Below are 20,113 nucleotides of genomic sequence, written 5' to 3' on the forward strand. Positions count from 1 at the left end.
CGCGGAAACAGCGTTAGCGCTCAAAGAGAAACGCGCCGGAGTGGGCCGGCGCGTTCGCGTTTCATTTCAGACTGACAGCAACGTGCCCCTTAATCGACGTTGAACACCAGCGGCTTCGCTTGGCGTACCGCCGGGTGCGCACGCAGCTTGTCGAGCACGGTCTCGGAAACCGGGCCATCCACATAGAGCAGCGCGATCGCGTCGCCGCCCTGCTTTTCGCGGCCGAGCTGGAAGTTGGCGATGTTGACGCCGGCGTCACCGAGCGTCGTGCCAATGAACCCGATCATGCCGGGAACGTCGGTGTTGGTGAGGTAGACCATGTGGCTGCCGACATCCGCGTCGAGGTTGATGCCCTTGATCTGGATGAAGCGCGGCTTGCCGTCGGAGAAGACCGTACCGGCGACAGAGCGGGTCTGGTTCGCGGTCTTCACCGTCAGCTTGATGTAGCCGTCGAAGACCCCCGTCTTGTCGCGCTTGACCTCGGAGAGGATGATGCCCTTTTCCTTGATCATGATCGGCGCCGAAACCATGTTGACGTCGGCCACCTGCGGGCGGATCAGGCCGGCGAGCACGGCGCTTGTCAGCGCCTTGGTATTCATCGCCGCGGTCGAGCCGTCGTAGAGGATCTCGATCTCCTTGATGGCGCTCTCCGTCGCCTGCCCGACAAAGGCACCGAGAACGTCGGCAAGCCGGATGAATGGCTTCAGGATCGGCGCCTCCTCGGCGGTGATCGACGGCATGTTGATGGCGTTGCTGACGGCGCCCTTGACGAGGTAGTCCGCCATCTGCTCGGCAACCTGCAGCGCCACGTTCTCCTGCGCCTCGGTTGTCGAGGCGCCGAGATGCGGCGTGCAGACGACATTGGGCAGGCCGAAAAGCGGGCTCTCGGTGGCCGGTTCCACCTCGAAGACGTCGAAGCCCGCACCGGCGACGTGGCCGGACTTCAGCGCATCGGCGAGCGCCTTTTCATCGACAAGGCCGCCGCGGGCGCAGTTGATGATGCGCACGCCCGGCTTGGTCTTGGCGATCGCGTCTGCGCTCAGGATGCTGCGCGTCTTGTCGGTCAGCGGCACGTGCAGGGTGATGAAGTCCGCTTGCGCGAGCAGTTCGTCCAACTCGACCTTGACGACGCCCATTTCCTCCGCCCGCTCCTTCGACAGGAACGGATCAAAGGCGACGACGTGCATCTTGAGGCCGATCGCACGGGCGCAGACGATCGAGCCGATATTGCCCGCACCGATAACGCCGAGCACCTTGCCGGTGATCTCGACACCCATGAACTTCGACTTTTCCCACTTGCCGGCCTGCGTGGAATTGTCGGCGGCGGGAAGCTGACGGGCCACCGCAAACATCAGCGCGATCGCATGCTCGGCCGTAGTGATCGAGTTGCCGAACGGCGTGTTCATGACGATGATGCCGCGGCGCGAGGCAGCCGGGATGTCGACATTGTCGACACCGATGCCGGCGCGGCCGACGACCTTGAGATTGGTGGCTTCGGCGATCAGCTTTTCCGTCACCTTGGTGGCGGAACGGATGGCGAGACCGTCGTAATTGCCGATGATCTCGGCGAGCTTTTCCTTGTCCTTGCCGAGCTTCGGCTGGAAATCGACTTCGACGCCGCGGTCGCGGAAGATCTGGACGGCGGTTTCCGACAGTTCGTCGGATACGAGAACGCGAGGTGCCATGAAGGCCTCCTTGGAACAGGGTCTAAACGGAATTGGGAGGGGCTTCGCCCTCAAGCAGAGCGAAGCAGTCGCATCGGATCAGGCGGCTGCCTGCGAAAGCGTCGCCTTCTGGGTCTCGAATGCCCAGTTCAGCCACGGCATCAGCGCTTCCATGTCGGCTGTCTCGATCGTCGCGCCGGCCCAGATACGAAGGCCGGAGGGCGCATCACGATAATGACCGACGTCAAAGGCGACGCCTTCCCTTTCGAGCAGAGCGACGACGCCCTTCGCGAACGCGGCCTGGCCGTCGGCATCGAGAGCCGACACGTCCTTGTCGACGATCTTGAGGCAGACCGAGGTGTTGGAGCGGGTCTCTGTCTTGATCGCCAGGTTGGCAATCCACGCATTTGCGTCGACGAACCGATGGATTGCGTCGGCGTTGGCGTCTGCCCGCGCGATCAGCCCCTTAAGGCCGCCGACCGACTTCGCCCAAAGCAGCGCGTCGATATAGTCTTCGACGCAGAGCATCGATGGCGTGTTGATCGTCTCGCCCGAAAAGATGCCTTCGATCAGCTTGCCGCCGCTGGTCAGGCGGAAGATCTTCGGCAGCGGCCACGCCGGTGCATGGGTCAGCAGCCGTTCGACTGCACGTGGCGAAAGAATGAGGACGCCATGCGCACCCTCGCCGCCCAGAACCTTCTGCCAGGAGAAGGTAACGACGTCGAGCTTGGTGAAATCGAGTTCCTGGGCGAAAGCGGCCGAGGTCGCGTCGCAGATCGTCAGCCCCTGGCGGTCCGCCGGGATGAAGTCGGCGTTCGGAACGCGTACGCCCGAGGTCGTGCCGTTCCAGGTGAAGACGACGTCGCGGTCGAAATCGACCTTGGAGAGATCCGGCAGTTCGCCATAGCCGGCTTCGAGGCGGCGGACATCGGTAAGCTTCAGCTGCTTGACCACGTCGGTCACCCAGCCGGCGCCAAAGCTCTCCCAGGCCAGCATGTCGACGCCACGCGCGCCGAGCAGCGACCACAGCGCCATCTCGACGGCGCCGGTGTCGGAAGCGGGCACGATACCGATACGGTAGTCGGCCGGCACTTCGAGAACTTCGCGGGTAAGGTCAATGGCTTGCTTGAGCTTCGTCTTGCCGAGCTTGGCGCGGTGCGAACGACCAAGCGCTGCATCGGAGAGAGCCTCGAGCGTCCAGCCGGGACGCTTGGCGCAAGGACCAGAAGAAAAATGGGTATTTGCCGGGCGCACGGCCGGCTTGGCAAGCTTCGTCATATGCTATCCTCTCAGATAGAAGCCCCTCGTTGGGGAGGGGTGTCCCGCCGTCGGAAATATTGTGGAGCGGAGAGGATGTCAAGCGACTTGCGTCGCGTTTGAAAAGATTTTTGGCGTTTCGAGAAGATCCCGCAGGGCGATCGAAACCCGGCAAGCCGCTCACCAAAGGGCGAACCGCAAGCCGGCGCGGATTTCGTGACGGGAGAGGCCATCATCATAGCCCTTGCTGCCATTTGCACCGGCAAGGGCCTCCGCGCCAAAGCTGAACATGCCGCCGTCGGCGATGCGGGAATAGCGATAGCCGATCTCGAACTTCAACCGGTCGGTAACATCGTAGGAGACGCCCGCCATCACAGCATAGGTGAACCGCCAGCTGTCACGGCCCCCATAGGAGGTTCCGCCCGCCGCCCCGGAACAGGCGCTGCCACCCGCGACACAAGTCGAGCTTTCGCGAACGGTCTTCCAATCGATATGGGTGGCGCCGATGCCGGCGCCGACATAAGGCGTGAATCCGGCGAGGGTGGCCAGATCGACATAGCCGTTCGCCATCAGCCCGAGAGCGGAAAAATTGGCGCTGTGGGAGAGAGCGCAGGAGGTGCCGGCCCCCTCGCCCGCGCAGGGATTTGCCGAGAGTGACGAGCCGTCGAAACGACCCTCGAAATATTCGGCTGTCAGATCGGCGCGGAAGACGTCGCTGAACCGATAACCGACACCAATCGTGCCGGAGAGCGGCTTGTCGAAGCGGGCGCTGTCGAACGGTACATTGCTGTAGCCGCCCGTGCCGCCGTCAAAGTTGCGGTAGAAGGGATCGCCTTCGTCGAGCCAGCCTGAATAACCGATGTCGCCGCGCAGATAGACGCGACCGCCCTTATCAGCCTCGGTGGAGATCTTGATCTCCGGTGCGTCGAGCAGATCCTCGTCCGCGGCCCGTGCCGCGGCGGGGGCCATTAGGCCAATGCCCAAGACGATGCCGCAAATCCCGTTCCGCCAGTTCATGTCCCGTCCGCCCGCCAATCGTCAGAATGAGCCGTGACAGCTCGCCTACTGGCGTTAACTATTGGCAGACACAAGTTAACCAGCGGTTAAGCATGTTTGTTAACCGATTGCGCTGCCCTCCATACAGAAAGGGCCGCAGAAATGCGGCCCTTGGGAAATGCGCTTGGTGGAACATTCGTCATTGCAGCGCGTAGCGCATGCCGAGCTTGAAGTCATGCGACGTGATGTCCTTGAAATGCATCGGCGCATTGACGGTAGCACCGTCATAGGTGCGGATGTTGCCGGTCTTCGCGTCGCCGAGGTCGACATAGCTGTAGCCGAAATCGATCGCCAGGCGCTCGGTCGCCTGATAGGCGACGCCGGCATGCAGGGCCCAGGCAAAGTTCCAAGTCGGGTCTTCGTCGGCATAGGCGACGCTCTGAGTCGGTACATTGATGTCGCGGAAGCCCGAGATCGTGTTGCGCGATGCGCCGATACCGGCGCCGACATAGGGCTTGACGCCATACCAATCGCCAATGTCGACATAGGCGTTGGCCATCAACAGCCATTCCGACTTGGCGCCGTCATAGTCGTTGGTGCCGTCCCACACGCCGTCGCCGTCGCCGTCATAGCGGTCGAGGGCGGTGAAATCCGCCTTGCCACGATATTCGACGATACCGTCGAGGCGCAGCCACTCGTTGAATTGATAGCCGATACCGACGCCGGCGAGCGGCGCGCTGTCGAAATCACCATCGTCCAGAAATTCATGAACGGCGACCGCGTCGAACAACTCGTGGTCCATGCTGCCGAGGCGCTGGTTACTCATGCCGAGATGACCACGCAGGTACAAGCCGCCAGGCACGACGGCAGCCGGAACCACCGGATCTTCGACGTAAAGGTCGGCCGCCAGCGCAGGCGTGCCGCCCAGCCATGCGGCCACAACCACAATCAGAGACTTCTTCATAACATGCTCCGCGAACATTATTTTCTGCCGGTATTCACCAGGCAGACACCAATTCTGTCGCGTTAAAACTCGCATGCCGCGGTTAATATTGGATTAAGTATAGAAATTTACTTCGTTTCTTAAGAATCAGCGGTCTTGGGTACGCCACATAGAGAGAGGCCGGCAGTGATGCCGGCCTCGCTATACGGACTGATTGACCTAAAAGTCTATGCGGCGTTGCGCACGCTGCCGATCACGCTGACCAGTTCGTCGACGATGCGCTCGACCTTGCTGCGGTCGTCGCCTTCCGCCATCACGCGGATCAGCGGCTCGGTACCGGAAGGACGGATCAGAAGCCGGCCGCCCTTGGCGAGCTCTGCTTCGGCATCGGCGATTGCCTGGCGTACCGCCTCGTGTTCCAGCGGCTTGCCGGTCGACACGCGGACATTCTTCAGTATCTGCGGCACCGGCTCGAAGCGCTGACATACCTCGCTAACCGCCCTTCCCTGCCGTTTGACGACGGCGAGAATCTGCAGCGCCGCGACGAGGCCATCGCCCGTCGTTCCGAAATCGGAAAGGACGATGTGGCCGGACTGCTCGCCACCGACATTCAGGCCGTCCTGCCGCATCTGCTCGACCACATAGCGGTCTCCGACCTTGGTGCGGTGGAGCTTGAGCCGGCGCGCCTGGAGGTAGCGCTCGAGCCCGAGGTTCGACATCACGGTGGCGGCGATACCGCCGCCCTGCAGCATGCCGTCGGCCGCCCAGCTGTCAGCGATCACCGCCATCAACTGATCGCCATCGATCACCGTGCCCTTTTCGTCGACGATCAACACCCGGTCGGCGTCGCCGTCGAGCGCGATACCGATGTCCGCCCTCACCTCGTGCACCTTTTTCTGCAAAGCCTCGGGGTGGGTCGATCCGCATTCGAGGTTGATGTTGACGCCGTTCGGCTCGGTGCCGATCGACACGACTTCGGCGCCGAGTTCCCAAAGCGCTAAGGGAGCGACCTTGTAGGCGGCACCGTTCGCGCAATCGATGGCGATCCTCAGGCCCTTCAGGGTGACGTCGCGCGGGAGTGTGCGCTTCGCCTGCTCGATATAGCGGTAGATGTCGCCGTCGACGCGCTTGGCACGACCGATATCCTCCGGCTTGGCAAGCTGCCCGGACATGTCCTGGTCGATGAGGTCCTCGATCTTTTGTTCGATGTCGTCGGAGAGCTTGTAGCCGTCCGGCCCGAACAGCTTGATGCCGTTATCGCGGAAAGGATTGTGCGAGGCGGAGATCATCACGCCGATGTCGGCGCGGAGCGACCGCGTCAGCATGGCGACACCCGGTGTCGGGATCGGGCCGAGCAGGAAGACGTCGAGACCGGCCGCGGTGAAGCCGGCAACCATGGCATTTTCAAGCATATAGCCCGAAAGACGCGTGTCCTTGCCGATCACCACGCGGTGACGGTGCGCGCCATTGCGGAAAATGGTTCCGACCGCAACGCCGACACGCATGGCGAGATCCGCCGTCATCGGAAAAATATTGGATTGGCCGCGAATACCGTCGGTGCCAAAATACTTGCGCTTCATAAGAACTCCATCGTCCTGCTTCGGCAGGATCTCTTTTGAGGGCCGTGTCCGGTTGCGTGTTCCACGACTGTTTTTCATGTCCCCGGGACCTCGCCGGCAGGCCTTATCCAAGGCGGGATTGGAAACGCGATCGCGCTTCCGCCCCTCGCTCCAACTTTTTATTGAACGCCCTTCCGATCAAATCGGAAAATCGAGCGGCTTTACGCCATCTTTGGCACAAATGCACAACAAACTGCAGCAACACTATCATCAGAATTCATTACAGCGCGTTACCAAGCGCGCTCGCAACGGTCGCTGACCCGAAGCCGGCAAAAAGCCGCCGCTCCTTCCGGAAGCGGCGGCTCTGATGACATAGCCTGTTTCCCACCGGCTGCAACTATTGCGGCTGCGGTTCGAACCCGCCTTCAGGTTCGTCACCCTTGTTGCCGACTTCCTTCTTCGTGCCGGCCGATGGCACTGCCGAACCGCGATGCGGCGGCGTGTCGTCGCCAAGGTCGCGGGCGGGCTTCTCGCCGCGGATCAGCGCCTTGATCTCGTCGCCGGTCAACGTCTCGTATTCCAACAGGCCCTCGGCGAGCGCCACGAACTCGTGGTGCTTTTCCGTCAGGATGCTGCGTGCCGCTTCATAGGCGTCGTCGATCAGGCGGCGGATCTCGTTGTCGATCTTCTGCGCGGTGGCTTCGGAAACATTCTTCTGCTGCGCGACCGAATGACCGAGGAAGACTTCCTGCTGGTTCTCGCCATAGGCGACCTGGCCGAGCTGATCGGAAAAGCCCCATTGCGTCACCATCGCCCGCGCCAGCTTCGTCGCCTGCTCGATATCGGACGATGCGCCGGAGGTGATGTTCTCCTTGCCAAAGGTCAGTTCCTCGGCGACACGCCCGCCCATCATGATCCCAAGGCGCGAGATCATCCACTTGTAGCTCATCGAGTAGCGGTCGCCTTCCGGCAATTGCATCACCATGCCAAGCGCGCGACCGCGCGGAATGATGGTCGCCTTGTGCAGCGGATCGGCCGAAGGAACGTTGAGTGCCACGATCGCGTGACCGGCTTCGTGATAGGCGGTCAGCTTCTTTTCGGCCTCGGTCATGGCGGAGGAGCGACGCTCCGCACCCATCATGATCTTGTCCTTGGCGTCCTCGAACTCCTGCATCGTGACGAGGCGCTTGTTGCGGCGCGCCGCCATCAGCGCCGCCTCGTTGACGAGGTTCATCAGATCGGCGCCCGAGAAGCCCGGCGTGCCGCGCGCCAGAACCTTGAGATCGACATTCGGCGCCAGCGGCACGTTGCGGACATGCACTTTGAGGATGCGCTCGCGGCCGTTGATGTCCGGATTGGGCACGACGACCTGGCGGTCGAAACGGCCCGGGCGCAGGAGCGCCGGATCCAAGACGTCGGGGCGGTTCGTCGCGGCGATCAGGATGATGCCTTCATTCGCCTCGAAGCCGTCCATCTCGACGAGCAACTGGTTCAGCGTCTGCTCGCGCTCGTCATTGCCGCCGCCGAGACCGGCGCCGCGATGACGGCCGACCGCGTCGATTTCGTCGATGAAGATGATGCAGGGCGCATTCTTCTTCGCCTGCTCGAACATGTCGCGGACGCGCGAGGCACCGACACCGACGAACATTTCGACGAAGTCGGAACCCGAGATGGTGAAGAAGGGCACGTTCGCTTCACCCGCAACCGAGCGGGCAAGCAGCGTCTTGCCGGTTCCGGGGGGCCGACCAGCAGCACGCCGCGTGGGATACGGCCACCGAGCCGCTGGAACTTCTGCGGATCACGCAGAAATTCGACGATTTCCTCGAGGTCCTGCTTGGCCTCGTCGACGCCGGCGACATCGTCGAAGGTCACACGGCCGTGCGCCTCCGTCAAAAGCTTGGCCTTAGACTTGCCGAAGCCCATCGCGCCGCGCGAGCCACCTTGCATCTGGCGCATGAAGAACAGCCAGACGCCGAGGATCAGAAGCATCGGCAACAGGGTACCGATATAGCTCAGGAAGCCCGAAGAACCGTCGGTTTCCGGACGTACCGTCACCGTCACGTCCTTCGCCTCGAGCCGCTCGGTCAAGGCCGTGTCGACGGCGGGAGCATAGGTCTGGAACGTCGCACCGCTCTCGACATAGGTGCCGATCACCTTGGAGCCCGTAATTACAACTTCCTTGACGCGGCTGGCATCGACGTCCTTCAGGAATTGCGAGAAGGGAATTTCACGCGAACCCGTCCGCTCGGTCGGCTGCTGGAACATGCTGAATAGCGCGATCAGAAGAAGCGCTATAATTGCCCACAGGGCAAAATTTCGAAAATTAGGGTTCATCGAACTCCCCGGAACCTGTGACAGCCCGAGCTTTCGCCGGGCCGCTTTCTGTTCCTTAACATAGGGTTCCGGCAACGCCTTGCCAAGGAAAACCGCCGGTTACCCTGCCATTTCTGTCAAAACATCATCAACCGGCGGCGCGGGGTATCTGTCGCGCCCGAACAACAGCGCGATCGTGTCCGCCATGATCCTGTCGAAACCCGGCAAAAAGGTGTCATATGGGCCGATCCGGCACTCGAGCTTAGCCTCTGCGGCCTCGTAGCCGAGGCTGCCGATATCCGCTGGGGCGATACGCGGTGCCACCAGCGACGCCCTCTTGGCAACTCCCTGGGGCAGGCCTGCGGCAATAAGCCTCTGCCTCCACGCTCCGCCCTCAGCCTCCGCACTGACCGTCACCGCTTGGCCGGCGCTCGTCACGGTGAAACGGCCATCCCATGTGCCGCTCTCCCTTGCTCCTATCCTCAGAGCCGGTAGATTGCGTGCCTCCCGATAGAGATAAAGGCCGCCTCGGCGCCGGTCGAAGACCACGCGCCCTGCCGTCATGCGCCCTGCCTCACCCGATTGCAGAAAGCCTGCCAGGCGCTGGATCGTTGCGCGACCGGGCAGATGTTCACGGCCGCCGATGACCGCGCCGACGGTCAGCAAGGCGCGGCGCCAATCGGGATCGTCCATCCGTCCAGCCTGCGGCGCTGCGATCTCGGCGACGAGACACGCGTGAACGCGCAGATGCTCCGCCAACAAGGTAGCCGCCCTTATAGAGGAGGAGGCACGTTGCGACCCGCCACGCTTAGAGGCCGGCGCAAAGCCCGACACTGCGAGGCTGGCGCGCACCCGGACGCGCTCGAACACGGGATTTTCATTGCTCGGATCGTCAAGCCAGCCGATGCCGCGAGCCTCCAGGAAGGCGCGTATGTCGGCCCGTCCTACATAGAGGAATGGGCGCAAGACCCAGATACGGCGTCCGTAGAGCATCGCCGCCGCCATCCCTGCACTGCCTTGCCCTTGCCCCTGGCCGCGAGCGCCGCGCATGGTGATCGTCTCGTTCTGATCATCGCGCGTGTGCCCGGTGACTATGCAATCGGCACCGAAAAAGGCCGCTGCATCGGCCAGCAAGCCGTAGCGGCTGCGGCGGGCCGCCGCCTGAATGCCGGCGAGCGGTTTGTCGCCCTGCCAGCGACAGATGCGGTGGGGAATGCCGAGCCCGGCGCAAAAAGCCCCGACGGCCACGGCCTCATCGGCGGACTGCGGCCTCAAGGCGTGATCGACCGTGCAGGCGACAAGCGAGAACCCGTTGAATTCGGTTGCTTCGAGCGCCGCATGCAGCGCTACGAGAAGCCCCTTGGAATCGCTGCCACCGGAAATCGCGACGAGAATTCGGCTCGGCTTGATAAAGGAACTGAGAAAACGTCTTGCCGCAGCGATGACGGCGTCTGGCATCGGGTAGGCCTCAGCAGCCAAAGCGGCTCTGCTCGCTCGTCACCTTCGTCTTTACCGCGGCCGATGCCTTGGGGTATCGCTTGTTCACCTCGCGCAAGGTGGCGCAGGCGGTTTCCTTGTTGTCGAGAGCCCCGAGCGACATGCCGAGCTTGAGCAGCATCTCGGGCGCCTTGGGCGATTTGCCATAGGTCTGATGCGCGTTCAGAAAGGTCTTGGCGGACTCGCTGAACTTACCTTGGGAATACTGTGCCTCGCCCATCCAGAAGCTTGCGTCGGCCGCCTTGTCGCCCTCCGGAAAGGCGTCGAGATAATCGCGGAACTCCTGCTCGGCCATTCCGTAGTCGCCAGAGAGAACATGGCCATAGGCGGATTGGTAAAGATCGCCCGGATTGCTGAGCGCAGCCGTCTGCTGCTCGCTTCCGGGATTGGCGTTGAGGCCGGCATCGCCTTGACCGGCGATCCCCGTATCCACACCGGGAAGCGTGGCGTTGTCGCCGGGCCGTGTCTCTGTGGTCGCCGATACCGGGTTGCCGTTTTCGTCGAAGATGATCTGGCCGAGCGTGCTTGGGGGCGGTGCCGCGCCCGTTGCGTTCGGATCGGCGCCGGCCATGTTCGTGCCGTCCGCCGGAGCAGTCGTCGGGCTATCCGTCACCTCGGGGGTGACGGACGCCTGATCGCTGGACTTCGGCGTTTCAAGTGCGCCGCTTTTCTTGGAGGAGGACTTGCCGCTTTCAAGATCCTGGAAGCGGAACTCGTTGTCCTCCTGGAACTTCCGGATCTGCTCCTGCATCTGCAAAAGCTGGAAGCTCATTTCCTCGATACGCCCGTTGAGCGAGCGGATCTGTTCCTCAAGTTGGCCAATCCTGCCGACTTCGGCCGATTGCACCTTCACCACCGGCAGATCGCTCTTGCTGGCGGCATCGGCATGGGTCGCGCGGGCCAGCAGCCCCGAGAGCGGCATGGCACTGGCCGTTTGGCCGAGGCCCGCAAGGGCCGCAAGACCAATCAGCCCTGCCACGACAAATTTCTTCATCTCATTTGTCCTGTTCGATAGATTGTGCCCGCCCCGGATCGCGCTCCGCAGTACATCCGACGATTCCCTAAGGCGAGTGCCGCACAGTTTTCCAATTGCTGTGAAAAAGCAACGGAGTTCGGCCAAAGTGTGGTAAAAAAGAAAGGGCGGCCTGCGGCCGCCCTTCCAAATTCATCTCAAATGGCTCGACTGTTAGCTTCCGGCGCCGCCGAGAACGGTGACGGCGCGGCGGTTCTGCGACCAGCAGGAAATGTCGTCGCAGACGGCGACCGGCTTTTCCTTGCCGTAGGAGATCGTCCGCATGCGGTTCGCCGGAACGCCGCGGCTGGTGAGATACTCGCGCGTGGCAGCGGCGCGGCGGGCACCGAGCGCCAGGTTGTATTCGCGCGTACCGCGCTCGTCGGCGTGGCCTTCGACGGTAATCGCGTAGTTCGGATACTTTGCCAGCCACTGGGCCTGGCGGTCGAGCGTCGCCTGGGCGTCGGCACGGATGGAGCTCGAGTCGGTATCGAAGAAGATGCGGTCGCCGACATTGACGGTGAAGTCCTGCTGCGAGCCCGGCGTCGCGGCGCCTGCGCCGAGACCGAGGCCGGCGGCGTCGTTCGGCAGGTTCTTCTTGGAAGCACAGCCGGCAACGGCAAGTGTCATGAAAAGGGCGAGCATGACGGGATTGCGGGCAATGGTCTGCATGCGGCTTGCTGCCGGGGTGTCAATTCGGCTCATGGGCCGGGTCTCCTTGAGAAGTGTCTGAATTCACGGTTGCCAGACTGTAACCGGAAGCGGTTAATTGCTTTTCAACAGGTATGGTTAACAAATCGACAATCTGCATCGGAGCGCCTGCTACAACAGCACTTTGCGGCGAGAAAGCGGCACGTTCGCCACATTTGCACCCATACCTGTGGACACTCGATCACGATGGTTTTGGGTGGATACGACCCGTGAGGTGATGAATTCCAGTTGGTGAGCGTGATGCAGGCGGAAGATCGCCTGCATCACGATCTCGCGCTACTCCATCAGCGGCGACCAGGCCGGATCCGAGGCGAAGCCCTGGGTCTGGACGAGCTGTTCGTTGTAGCCCGTCAGGTCGATCGAGTAGAGCTGGGGCCCGCCGGCACCGGCGTTCTGGCGGAAGAACATCAGGACGCGGCCGTTCGGCGCCCAGGTCGGGCCCTCGTTGTGGAAGCCGGTGGTCAGAATGCGCTCGCCGGAGCCGTCCGGCTTCATCACGCCGATCGAGAATTTGCCGCCCGACTGCTTGGTGAAGGCGATCAGGTCGCCGCGCGGGGACCAGACCGGCGTCGAGTAGGACCCGTCGCCAAAGGAAATGCGCGTCTGGCCGGAACCGTCGGCACCCATGACGTAGAGCTGCTGCTTGCCGCCGCGGTCGCTCTCGAAGACCACCCGGCTGCCGTCCGGCGAATAGGAGGGCGAGGTGTCGATCGCATTGGTGTTGGTCAGCCGCGTCGTCGTGCGCGAGCGCAGGTCCATCGTATAGATGTTGGCGTTGCCTTCCTGCTGCAGGCTCATGATCACCCGCTGCCCGTCCGGCGAGAAGCGCGGCGCAAAGGTCATGCCCGGGAAATTGCCGACCACTTCGCGCTGTCCGGTTTCGAGCTGCAACAAGTAGACGCGCGGCTGCTGGTTCTCGAAGGACATGTAGGTGATTTCCTGACGGTTCGGCGAGAAGCGCGGCGTCAGCACGATGTCGTTCGAATTGGTCAGCGCCCGGGCGTTGAAGCCGTCCTGGTCCATGATCGCGAGCTGACGCTTGCGAGCATTCTTCGGTCCGCTTTCGGCGACATAGACGATGCGCGTATCGAAATAGCCTTTCTCGCCGGTAATTCGCTCATAGATCGCGTCGGCGATGATATGGGCGACGCGACGCCAGTTTTCCGGCTGGGTGTAGAACTGCTGGCCGAGCATCTGCTGTCCGGCGAAGGTGTCCCACAGGCGGAACTCCGCCTTCAGCCGGCCGTCGCCTTCCTGCGTGACGCGGCCGGTGACGAGCGCCTGCGCGTTGATGACCTTCCAGTCCTCGAAGCGCGGAGCGGCATCCGGATTGGAAATTTTCTCGATGAAGGCCCCCTTGTCGATCGGCGCGAAAAGCCCGGAGCGCTTGAGATCGGCGGCAACCACGTCGGAAATCTTCTGGCCGAGCTCGCCCTGCAGGAAATCCGTGATCGCGACCGGCAGCGGCTCGACGTTGCCTTTGTTGATATTGATCTCCACAACCGCGTTTGCCGGCGCGGCAAAGAGCGCGCCTACGAACACCAGCGTGAAAAGACGGAAAAAATTGCGTCTCAGCATTTCCATAAAGCCTTTCAGCCTTTCATCTTTCTGGGCCGGGTGAGCAAAGTGTGCGCGGTTTTCCGCCACATCACTCCCCAGCCTGTCTAGAGCATTGAGCTCGGGTCGAAGTTGACGACCACCTCGCTCCACGAATCGTACTTGTCGGAGGGCAATCCCTTGAACGGCGCGGACTTCAGAACGGCGCGTCGCGCACCACTGGCAAGCGCCCGACGTGCCGCGTCCGAGCCGCCTGTCGCTTCTACTTCCGGCTCACCGATCAACTCGCCGTTGGGATCGAGCTGGAAGGTCACCTTGATGCGGACATCCGCCGCATCGGCCATGCCGGGAATGATCGACCAGTTGTTCTGGATCTGACCGCGCAGCGCGTCCATCTCGCTCTGCGAGAGCGTGTTGCCGCTGGTGGTCTTCTTGCCGCCGAGCGCTGCCTCTTCGGTTGAGCGCTTCGCGCCGCCGCCGGAGGAGTCCTGTTTGTTGAGCAGCGCCGCGATCTCGTCCGCGTTGAAGTCGCTCTCCTTCTGGGAGGACGCCTTCTTCTGCTCCTTCTTGGTCTCTTCCTTCTTGCGCTCCGGCGTCTTGGCCGTCTGCGCCGGCTTTTCCACCTTCGGCCTGACCTGCGGTGTCGGCACCTTTTCAGGCAACGCCTCGGCCTCGGGACTTTCGGTCGGCTGTTCCTCGGCCGGTGCCGGTTCCGGCGTCGGTTCGGGCTTCACTTCCTGCTTCGGCTCTGGCAGCGCCGCGACTTCGGTCGCCGGCTCCGAGGCAGGCTCGGGTTCTTCGACCTTCTCGATTTCTTCCTTGACCGGATCCGGCGTGGGTGGCGCCTTCTCGGTCTTTTCCGGAGCAGCCGCAGATTCGTTCGGGACGGGCTTGCTGTTGGGCGTCGGCGGCGTCTTCAGGTCGACGTCGTTGTCGCCGACGTTCTCGGCGTTCTCGACGGGCGTCGGCTTCTTGGTCGGGACAGGCGACGCCTTTTCCTTGGCCGGTGCCTTCTTGTCGCCCTGCTGGATCTGGGTGATCGATTCGACCGGCACGATGTCGACCGGCAGCGCCTCGACGTCCGCGACCTGGAATTCGGCCGGGCTGCCAAGCGACACCAGCGCCCAGGTCAGAACCAGGGCGTGGAGGACAGCAGATGTAGCAAGACTGCCCTTCATCTCAGGAGATCACTTTTCCTGTTCTTGAAGCGTTACGAGCCCGAGATTCTTGAAGCCGGCGGCCGAGACGCGCGCCATGACCTTCATCACCGTGCCGTAGTCGGCATTGGTGTCTCCGCGCACGTAGATGCGCTCGTTGTAGCCCGTCGTGGCAATCGCCTCGAGCTTCGGAACGACCTCGTCGATGCCGATCGGCGTCTCCTGCAGGAAGATCTCGCCAGCCGGATTGACCGATACGGTGATCGGCTGGGTGTCGGCGTTCATCGCCTTCGCCTGCGTTTCCGGCAAGTCGATGGGCACGCCCACGGTCATCATCGGTGCGGCCACCATGAAGATGATCAGCAGCACCAGCATGACGTCGACCAGCGGCGTGACGTTGATTTCGCTGATCGTGCCGTTCCTGCCTCTACGTCGGCGGCGTCCGCCGCCCGACCCCTTGGCTCCGCCTACTGCCATACCCATCAGCGTCGTCTCCGTGCTCGAAGGTCGTTATTGCGCGGCCTGGCGCGAAGAAGGCTGCAGCTTCTCGTCGATCTGCCGCGACAGGATGGCGGAGAACTCGTCGGCGAAGGCTTCCATGCGAGCGCTGAGCTTGCCGGCGTCGGCGGTGAACTTGTTGTAGGCGATAACGGCAGGGATAGCGGCAAGCAGGCCGATGGCGGTCGCCAGCAGCGCCTCGGCGATACCGGGGGCGACGACGGCGAGGTTGGTCGATTTCGAGCCGGCGATCGCCTGGAACGAGGTCATGATACCGACGACGGTACCGAACAGGCCGATGAAGGGGGCCGCCGAACCGATCGTCGCGAGCGAGCCGAGCCGCGCCTCGAGAGATTCGGATTCGCGGGCAAGCGTCACGTCCATGGCCCGGTCGATGCGCATCTGCAGGCCGATCGGCGAGCGGGCGCCGCGTTCGAAGCTCTTCTTCCACTCGCGCATCGCCGAGACGAAGATCGCGCCCATGCCGGTCGTCTGCCGATCGGAGAGGGTGCGATAGAGCTCCTCGAGCGATTGTCCGGACCAGAAGACCTGCTCGAAATTATCCAGCTGCCGGCGAACGCGCCCGTAATTGAGCGACTTGTCGACCACGATCGCCCAGGTCCATACCGAAGCTGCAATCAGCCCCAGCATGACCAGCTTGACGACCAAGCCTGCTTGCATGAACAGCGACCAGAGGGTCACATCGCTCGTCGCGGCCAATCCAACCTGTTCCATCGATCTCAGTCCCCGAATCCAAACACCCGGCAAGAGCAACTCATGCTCATGTCCGGGTCGCCCAAACGTCCTGCTGCAAAATGCCCCGGCATCGCCGCCGTTCGCGGCAATTGCGATCTACGCGCTTCAGCCTGCCTTCTTGCCGTCAATTTTGGTCAAAGGATGACGTGCACTGCACAAATCCTGATACACAGATAAAGACACTATTATCGTTAAGGGAGTGTTACCGGACCGATGCCTTGCCGGCGCGTGCGGCGCGGAACTTCGCCAAAGCTCGCACGTTTCCGGTCCATGAGGACTCCTAGAACGGAAAGCCAAGAATGCTGCCCGGCAGACCTCTGCCGCGCATACATGGCCTTTGAGTGAGGTTGCCCATGGCGGCTCGCGCAATGTGGAAAGGGCAGCTTCGTCTTTCGCTGGTCTCAATTCCGGTCGAGCTTTTCAGCGCCACCCGATCAGGGGCCCGATACGTCCTGCTCGACCCCGAAGAGGTCGATGCGATCAAGCTCGAGACGAAGAAGACGCTGGAACTTGTTCACTTCGTCGACGTCGGCGAGATCCCCCCGCTGTATTTCGACAAGCCCTATTACCTCGCACCGGCGGACGAGCTGGCGGAGGACGCCTACCGCGTCGTCCGAGATGCACTTAGGACTTCGAACAAGACCGGCACCGGGCAACTGACGCTCCGCGGCCCCGAATACCTCGTCGCCGTAAAGCCGTGCGGCGACGGCCTGCTCCTGGAGACGCTGCGCTATCCCGACGAATTTCGGAAAGCGGACAAGGAACTGCTGGAGGTCGCCGCCGCGCTGCTCGAGCGCAAGACCGCGCCCTGCGATGCCGACGCCTTCAAGGACAATTACGCGTCGGCACTGCGGGAGCTCGTGAAGCGCAAGATGGAGGGCAAGTCGGCCCGTGTCGAGGTCGACGAAGGCGACCGGCCTCAACGGCGCGGCGACAATGTCGTCGACTTGATGGCTGCCCTGAAGAAAAGCCTCGAAGGCAACGAACCGAAGAAAGCAAAGGCGCCATCGTCTTCGCGCCGCAGTCGGCGAAAATCGGCGTGAGGATGATCGATGGCCGCGCGCAGTGAACCGCTTTCCGAATACAATCGGCGCCGCGATTTTTCGAAGACCCGCGAACCGAAAGGCGCGGTTGCCCGCACGCATCCCGGCCAGAAGCGCTTTCTCGTCCAGAAGCACGACGCGACCCGGCTGCACTACGATTTCCGCCTTGAATGGGAGGGTGTCCTGAAGAGCTGGGCGGTCACCCGCGGACCGAGCCTCAACCCGGAGGACAAGCGTCTTGCCATCCGCACCGAGGATCACCCCCTGGCCTATGGCGACTTCGAGGGGACGATCCCGGAAGGCGAGTATGGCGGCGGCACGGTGATGCTTTGGGATACCGGCTGGTGGGAACCGGAAGACGATCCCGAGAAGGGCCTGAAAAAAGGCAAGCTCGCCTTCCGCCTGCACGGCAGCCGCATGAAGGGTGGCTGGGCGCTGGTGCGTATGCGCCCGCGGGACGGCGAAAAGCGGGAAAGCTGGCTCTTGGTCAAGCAGGACGACGATGTCGCGTCGGAGGACGGCGAGAGTCTCATAAAGCAACATGTGGTCAGCGCGCGGACCGGCCGAACGATGGACGAGATCGCCGAGGGCCGCGGCGAGAAGCGAGCACGCGTCTGGCATTCGAACAAAAGCACGGCCGCCAATCTCAACGCCGGCGCAGTTTCGCAAGACGAAGGTCGGAGCAAGCGCCGGGCGCGAAAATCCTCCGTCAAACCACCCGCCTTCCGGCCGCCGCAGCTTGCCACCCTGGTCACGAAAGCGCCCGCTGGCGACGACTGGCTGAACGAAGCGAAGTTCGACGGCTACCGCCTGATAGCCGCCGTCGGCGGCGGGATCGCCCGCTGCTATACGCGCAACGGTCTCGATTGGACCGAGAAGTTCCCGACGATTGCCGCCGCCCTTGCGGAACTCGACTGCGACTCCGCGCTGATCGACGGCGAGGTGGTGGCGCTGGCGGACCAAGGGTCGAATTTCTCCGCCCTGCAGAAGGCCTTGAGAACCGGTGCGAGCATGCGTTTCTACGCCTTCGACCTGATCGAACTCGATGAAAAGGACCTCAGCCGCCGGCCGCTCGTCGAAAGGAAAGAGAAGCTGGCGGCGCTGCTCGACTCGCTCGGCACCACGGCGACCATCCAGTACAGCGAGCATGTCCGCGGCAATGGCGAGCACATCCTGGCGGCAATATGCAAGGCCGGCCAGGAAGGCATCATCGCCAAGGAGGCGAAGGCCCCCTACCGCAGCGGCCGCACGCGAAGCTGGCTGAAGGTGAAATGCACGAAACGCCAGGAATTCGTCATCGGCGGCTACACCCCCTCGACCAAGAAAGGGCGCGCCTTCGCCTCGCTTCTTCTCGGCACCTTCGAGGGCGGCAAGCTGATCTATCGGGGCGGCGTCGGCACCGGCTTCGGCGAAAAGGTGATGGAGGAGCTTGCCGCGGCCTTTGCGAAGCGCCAACGTCCGACATCGCCCTTCGATCAAGTGCCGCGCGAAAGGAGCCGAGATGCCGTCTGGCTGAAGCCCGACCTCGTCGCTGAGGTGGACTTCGCAGAGTTCACCGCTGACGGACATATCCGCCACGGCTCGTTCGAGGGATTGCGCGAGGACAGGGAGGCCAAGACCGTGAAACTGGAAACAGCGAAACCGACAGACGCCGAGCCGGGGGCCGCGAAGGGCAAATCCTCAGCCAAGACCCGTACGGCGTCGCCCACCAAGGGCGATGCCGATATCCTCGGCGTCCACATCTCGCACCCCGACCGGATCCTTTTCGAGGGTCAGGGCATCACCAAGATCGATCTCGCCCGCTACTATGCCGTCGTCGCGGAGCGGATGCTGCCCTTCGCCGCAGACCATCCCGTTTCGCTGGTGCGTTGCCCCCAGGGCGGGCAGCGGCAATGTTTCTTCCAGAAGCATGCAAACGAGGGTTTCCCGGAGGCGATCCGGGAAGTGCCGATCACGGAATCATCGGGCGAGACCGAAAACTACATGTATGTCCACGACGCCAAGGGTCTCGTCGCCGCCGTGCAGATGGGCACGCTCGAGTTTCACATCTGGGGTGCAACGATCGACCGCCTGGAAAAACCTGATCGCCTGGTCTTCGACCTCGATCCCGATCCGAGCGTCGACTTCGCCACAGTGAAGGCAGCCGCCACCACGCTCCGCGACGAACTTGCCGAGATCGGCCTCAAGACGGTTGCCATGGTGACCGGCGGCAAGGGCGTCCACGTCATCGTGCCGCTTCGTCCGCACGCCGAATGGGACGAGGCGAAGGGCTTCGCCAAGAGGCTTGCGCAGACTTTCGCCGAGCGCGACCCCGAGCATTTCGTCGCCACCATGTCCAAGGCAAAGCGCAAGGGGCGGATCTTCATCGACTGGCTGAGGAACGACCGCGGCGCCACCGCGATCGCCCCCTACTCCACCCGCGCCCGCGCAGGCGGACCCGTCGCCACTCCGGTCAGCTGGGACGAGCTCGAAGCCCTCGACGCCGCCAATACCTTCCACATCGCCGACATCATCGAGCGCATCGAGGCCGGCACCGATCCCTGGCGCGAGATCGGCGAGATCAAGCAGTCGCTGACGAAGAAAATGCTGAATTCGACAATCAGCTAGGGCAACTCAGGCAGCGGCTCCTTGCGCCGCCAGGAACTTCGCCGCCAGCGCCTCCGGCAACCGGCGCGGGCGGCCCTGGCCGTTGATCACCGCGATGATCACCTTGGCCGCGATCAACAGCGCGCCGGCGCGGCGGATCTCCTGCTGCAGCACCATTTTGGCGCCGCCGGCCTTCTCGGTGGTCGTCTCGATCGACAGGATGTCGTCCATGCGCGCCGGCGACTTGAAATCGATCTCCATCCGGTGAACGACGAAGACCAAGCCTTCCGCATCGCCCTCGACGGCGAGTGACGCCTGTTCCACGCCGAGCAACCGAAGATAGTCGGTCCGCGCCCGTTCCATGAAATGCAGGTAGCGGGCGTGGTAGACGACGCCGGAGAAATCGGTGTCCTCGTAATAGACCCGCTGGATCAAACGGTGGCCCGTCTCGGTCAGCTCGCCGGCAAGTGAAATCAGTGACATGGCATTCTCCGGGAGGATCTTTGCTTTTCCTGTGCAGGAACGAAAAGACATTTGCAAGCATTGCAGCTTTGTCACAATCCT

15 protein-coding genes and 1 pseudogene are annotated in these 20,113 nt (G+C 62.8%); 2 read left to right on the forward strand and 14 right to left on the reverse strand.

The window, feature by feature from the left end; translation table 11 throughout:
• Positions 1-89 precede the first annotated feature (89 nt).
• The 13 genes and pseudogenes from serA to tolQ form a co-directional block, all read right to left on the reverse strand.
• Positions 90-1,685, reverse strand: coding sequence for a phosphoglycerate dehydrogenase (gene serA / locus USDA257_RS25315; protein WP_014765830.1), 1,596 nt, complete (start codon positions 1,683-1,685; stop codon positions 90-92).
• Positions 1,686-1,763: 78 nt separating this feature from the next.
• Positions 1,764-2,942, reverse strand: coding sequence for a phosphoserine transaminase (locus USDA257_RS25320; RefSeq protein WP_014765831.1), 1,179 nt, complete (start codon positions 2,940-2,942; stop codon positions 1,764-1,766).
• Between the two features lie 159 nt (positions 2,943-3,101).
• Positions 3,102-3,938, reverse strand: coding sequence for an outer membrane protein (locus USDA257_RS25325; RefSeq protein ID WP_014765832.1), 837 nt, complete (start codon positions 3,936-3,938; stop codon positions 3,102-3,104).
• Between the two features lie 178 nt (positions 3,939-4,116).
• On the reverse strand, positions 4,117-4,881 hold the full coding sequence (locus USDA257_RS25330; RefSeq protein ID WP_014765833.1) for an outer membrane protein: 765 nt from the start codon (positions 4,879-4,881) through the stop codon (positions 4,117-4,119).
• Positions 4,882-5,087: 206 nt separating this feature from the next.
• Complete coding sequence (glmM, locus tag USDA257_RS25335; protein WP_014765834.1) at positions 5,088-6,440, reverse strand: phosphoglucosamine mutase; 1,353 nt, start codon at positions 6,438-6,440, stop codon at positions 5,088-5,090.
• 376 nt (positions 6,441-6,816) lie between these two features.
• Positions 6,817-8,753: pseudogene (gene ftsH, locus USDA257_RS25340) on the reverse strand (ATP-dependent zinc metalloprotease FtsH).
• A 99-nt stretch (positions 8,754-8,852) separates the two neighbouring features.
• A complete protein-coding gene (gene tilS, locus USDA257_RS25345; protein WP_014765836.1) occupies positions 8,853-10,190 on the reverse strand; it encodes a tRNA lysidine(34) synthetase TilS in 1,338 nt (445 codons plus the stop codon).
• 10 nt (positions 10,191-10,200) lie between these two features.
• Positions 10,201-11,223: a tol-pal system protein YbgF gene (gene ybgF / locus USDA257_RS25350; protein WP_014765837.1), complete on the reverse strand. Its 1,023-nt coding sequence runs from the start codon at positions 11,221-11,223 to the stop codon at positions 10,201-10,203.
• Positions 11,224-11,415: 192 nt separating this feature from the next.
• On the reverse strand, positions 11,416-11,946 hold the full coding sequence (gene pal / locus USDA257_RS25355) for a peptidoglycan-associated lipoprotein Pal (protein ID WP_014765838.1): 531 nt from the start codon (positions 11,944-11,946) through the stop codon (positions 11,416-11,418).
• A gap of 282 nt (positions 11,947-12,228) precedes the next feature.
• Positions 12,229-13,536, reverse strand: a complete 1,308-nt coding sequence (gene tolB / locus USDA257_RS25360) for a Tol-Pal system beta propeller repeat protein TolB (RefSeq protein WP_086018026.1) — start codon at positions 13,534-13,536, stop codon at positions 12,229-12,231.
• A gap of 80 nt (positions 13,537-13,616) precedes the next feature.
• Complete coding sequence (locus tag USDA257_RS25365; RefSeq protein WP_014765841.1) at positions 13,617-14,687, reverse strand: hypothetical protein; 1,071 nt, start codon at positions 14,685-14,687, stop codon at positions 13,617-13,619.
• Positions 14,688-14,696: 9 nt separating this feature from the next.
• A complete protein-coding gene (tolR, locus tag USDA257_RS25370; RefSeq protein WP_014765842.1) occupies positions 14,697-15,149 on the reverse strand; it encodes a protein TolR in 453 nt (150 codons plus the stop codon).
• Positions 15,150-15,176: 27 nt separating this feature from the next.
• A complete protein-coding gene (tolQ, locus tag USDA257_RS25375; RefSeq protein ID WP_014765843.1) occupies positions 15,177-15,899 on the reverse strand; it encodes a protein TolQ in 723 nt (240 codons plus the stop codon).
• Positions 15,900-16,273: 374 nt separating this feature from the next.
• Here tolQ and ku point away from each other — a divergent pair, with 374 nt between their 5' ends.
• Complete coding sequence (gene ku / locus USDA257_RS25380) at positions 16,274-16,963, forward strand: non-homologous end joining protein Ku (RefSeq protein WP_014765845.1); 690 nt, start codon at positions 16,274-16,276, stop codon at positions 16,961-16,963.
• Positions 16,964-16,972: 9 nt separating this feature from the next.
• Positions 16,973-19,570: a DNA ligase D gene (ligD, locus tag USDA257_RS25385; protein WP_014765846.1), complete on the forward strand. Its 2,598-nt coding sequence runs from the start codon at positions 16,973-16,975 to the stop codon at positions 19,568-19,570.
• Between the two features lie 6 nt (positions 19,571-19,576).
• On the opposite strand, the gene ybgC is transcribed toward ligD, so the two are convergent.
• On the reverse strand, positions 19,577-20,032 hold the full coding sequence (ybgC, locus tag USDA257_RS25390; RefSeq protein WP_014765847.1) for a tol-pal system-associated acyl-CoA thioesterase: 456 nt from the start codon (positions 20,030-20,032) through the stop codon (positions 19,577-19,579).
• Between the last annotated feature and the right edge of the window lie 81 nt (positions 20,033-20,113).

Origin of the sequence: Sinorhizobium fredii USDA 257 (assembly GCF_000265205.3) — a bacterium.
GTDB classification, from domain to species: domain Bacteria; phylum Pseudomonadota; class Alphaproteobacteria; order Rhizobiales; family Rhizobiaceae; genus Sinorhizobium; species Sinorhizobium fredii_B.

Excerpts from the sequence above, each read along its gene's own strand:
- serA (WP_014765830.1), bottom strand. The coding sequence starts at position 1,685 with ATGGCACCTCGCGTTCTCGTATCCGACGAACTGTCGGAAACCGCCGTC.
- USDA257_RS25320 (WP_014765831.1), bottom strand. The coding sequence starts at position 2,942 with ATGACGAAGCTTGCCAAGCCGGCCGTGCGCCCGGCAAATACCCATTTT.
- USDA257_RS25325 (WP_014765832.1), bottom strand. The coding sequence starts at position 3,938 with ATGAACTGGCGGAACGGGATTTGCGGCATCGTCTTGGGCATTGGCCTA.
- USDA257_RS25330 (WP_014765833.1), bottom strand. The coding sequence starts at position 4,881 with ATGAAGAAGTCTCTGATTGTGGTTGTGGCCGCATGGCTGGGCGGCACG.
- glmM (WP_014765834.1), bottom strand. The coding sequence starts at position 6,440 with ATGAAGCGCAAGTATTTTGGCACCGACGGTATTCGCGGCCAATCCAAT.
- tilS (WP_014765836.1), bottom strand. The coding sequence starts at position 10,190 with ATGCCAGACGCCGTCATCGCTGCGGCAAGACGTTTTCTCAGTTCCTTT.
- ybgF (WP_014765837.1), bottom strand. The coding sequence starts at position 11,223 with ATGAAGAAATTTGTCGTGGCAGGGCTGATTGGTCTTGCGGCCCTTGCG.
- pal (WP_014765838.1), bottom strand. The coding sequence starts at position 11,946 with ATGAGCCGAATTGACACCCCGGCAGCAAGCCGCATGCAGACCATTGCC.
- tolB (WP_086018026.1), bottom strand. The coding sequence starts at position 13,536 with ATGGAAATGCTGAGACGCAATTTTTTCCGTCTTTTCACGCTGGTGTTC.
- USDA257_RS25365 (WP_014765841.1), bottom strand. The coding sequence starts at position 14,687 with ATGAAGGGCAGTCTTGCTACATCTGCTGTCCTCCACGCCCTGGTTCTG.
- tolR (WP_014765842.1), bottom strand. The coding sequence starts at position 15,149 with ATGGGTATGGCAGTAGGCGGAGCCAAGGGGTCGGGCGGCGGACGCCGC.
- tolQ (WP_014765843.1), bottom strand. The coding sequence starts at position 15,899 with ATGGAACAGGTTGGATTGGCCGCGACGAGCGATGTGACCCTCTGGTCG.
- ku (WP_014765845.1), top strand. The coding sequence starts at position 16,274 with ATGGCGGCTCGCGCAATGTGGAAAGGGCAGCTTCGTCTTTCGCTGGTC.
- ligD (WP_014765846.1), top strand. The coding sequence starts at position 16,973 with ATGGCCGCGCGCAGTGAACCGCTTTCCGAATACAATCGGCGCCGCGAT.
- ybgC (WP_014765847.1), bottom strand. The coding sequence starts at position 20,032 with ATGTCACTGATTTCACTTGCCGGCGAGCTGACCGAGACGGGCCACCGT.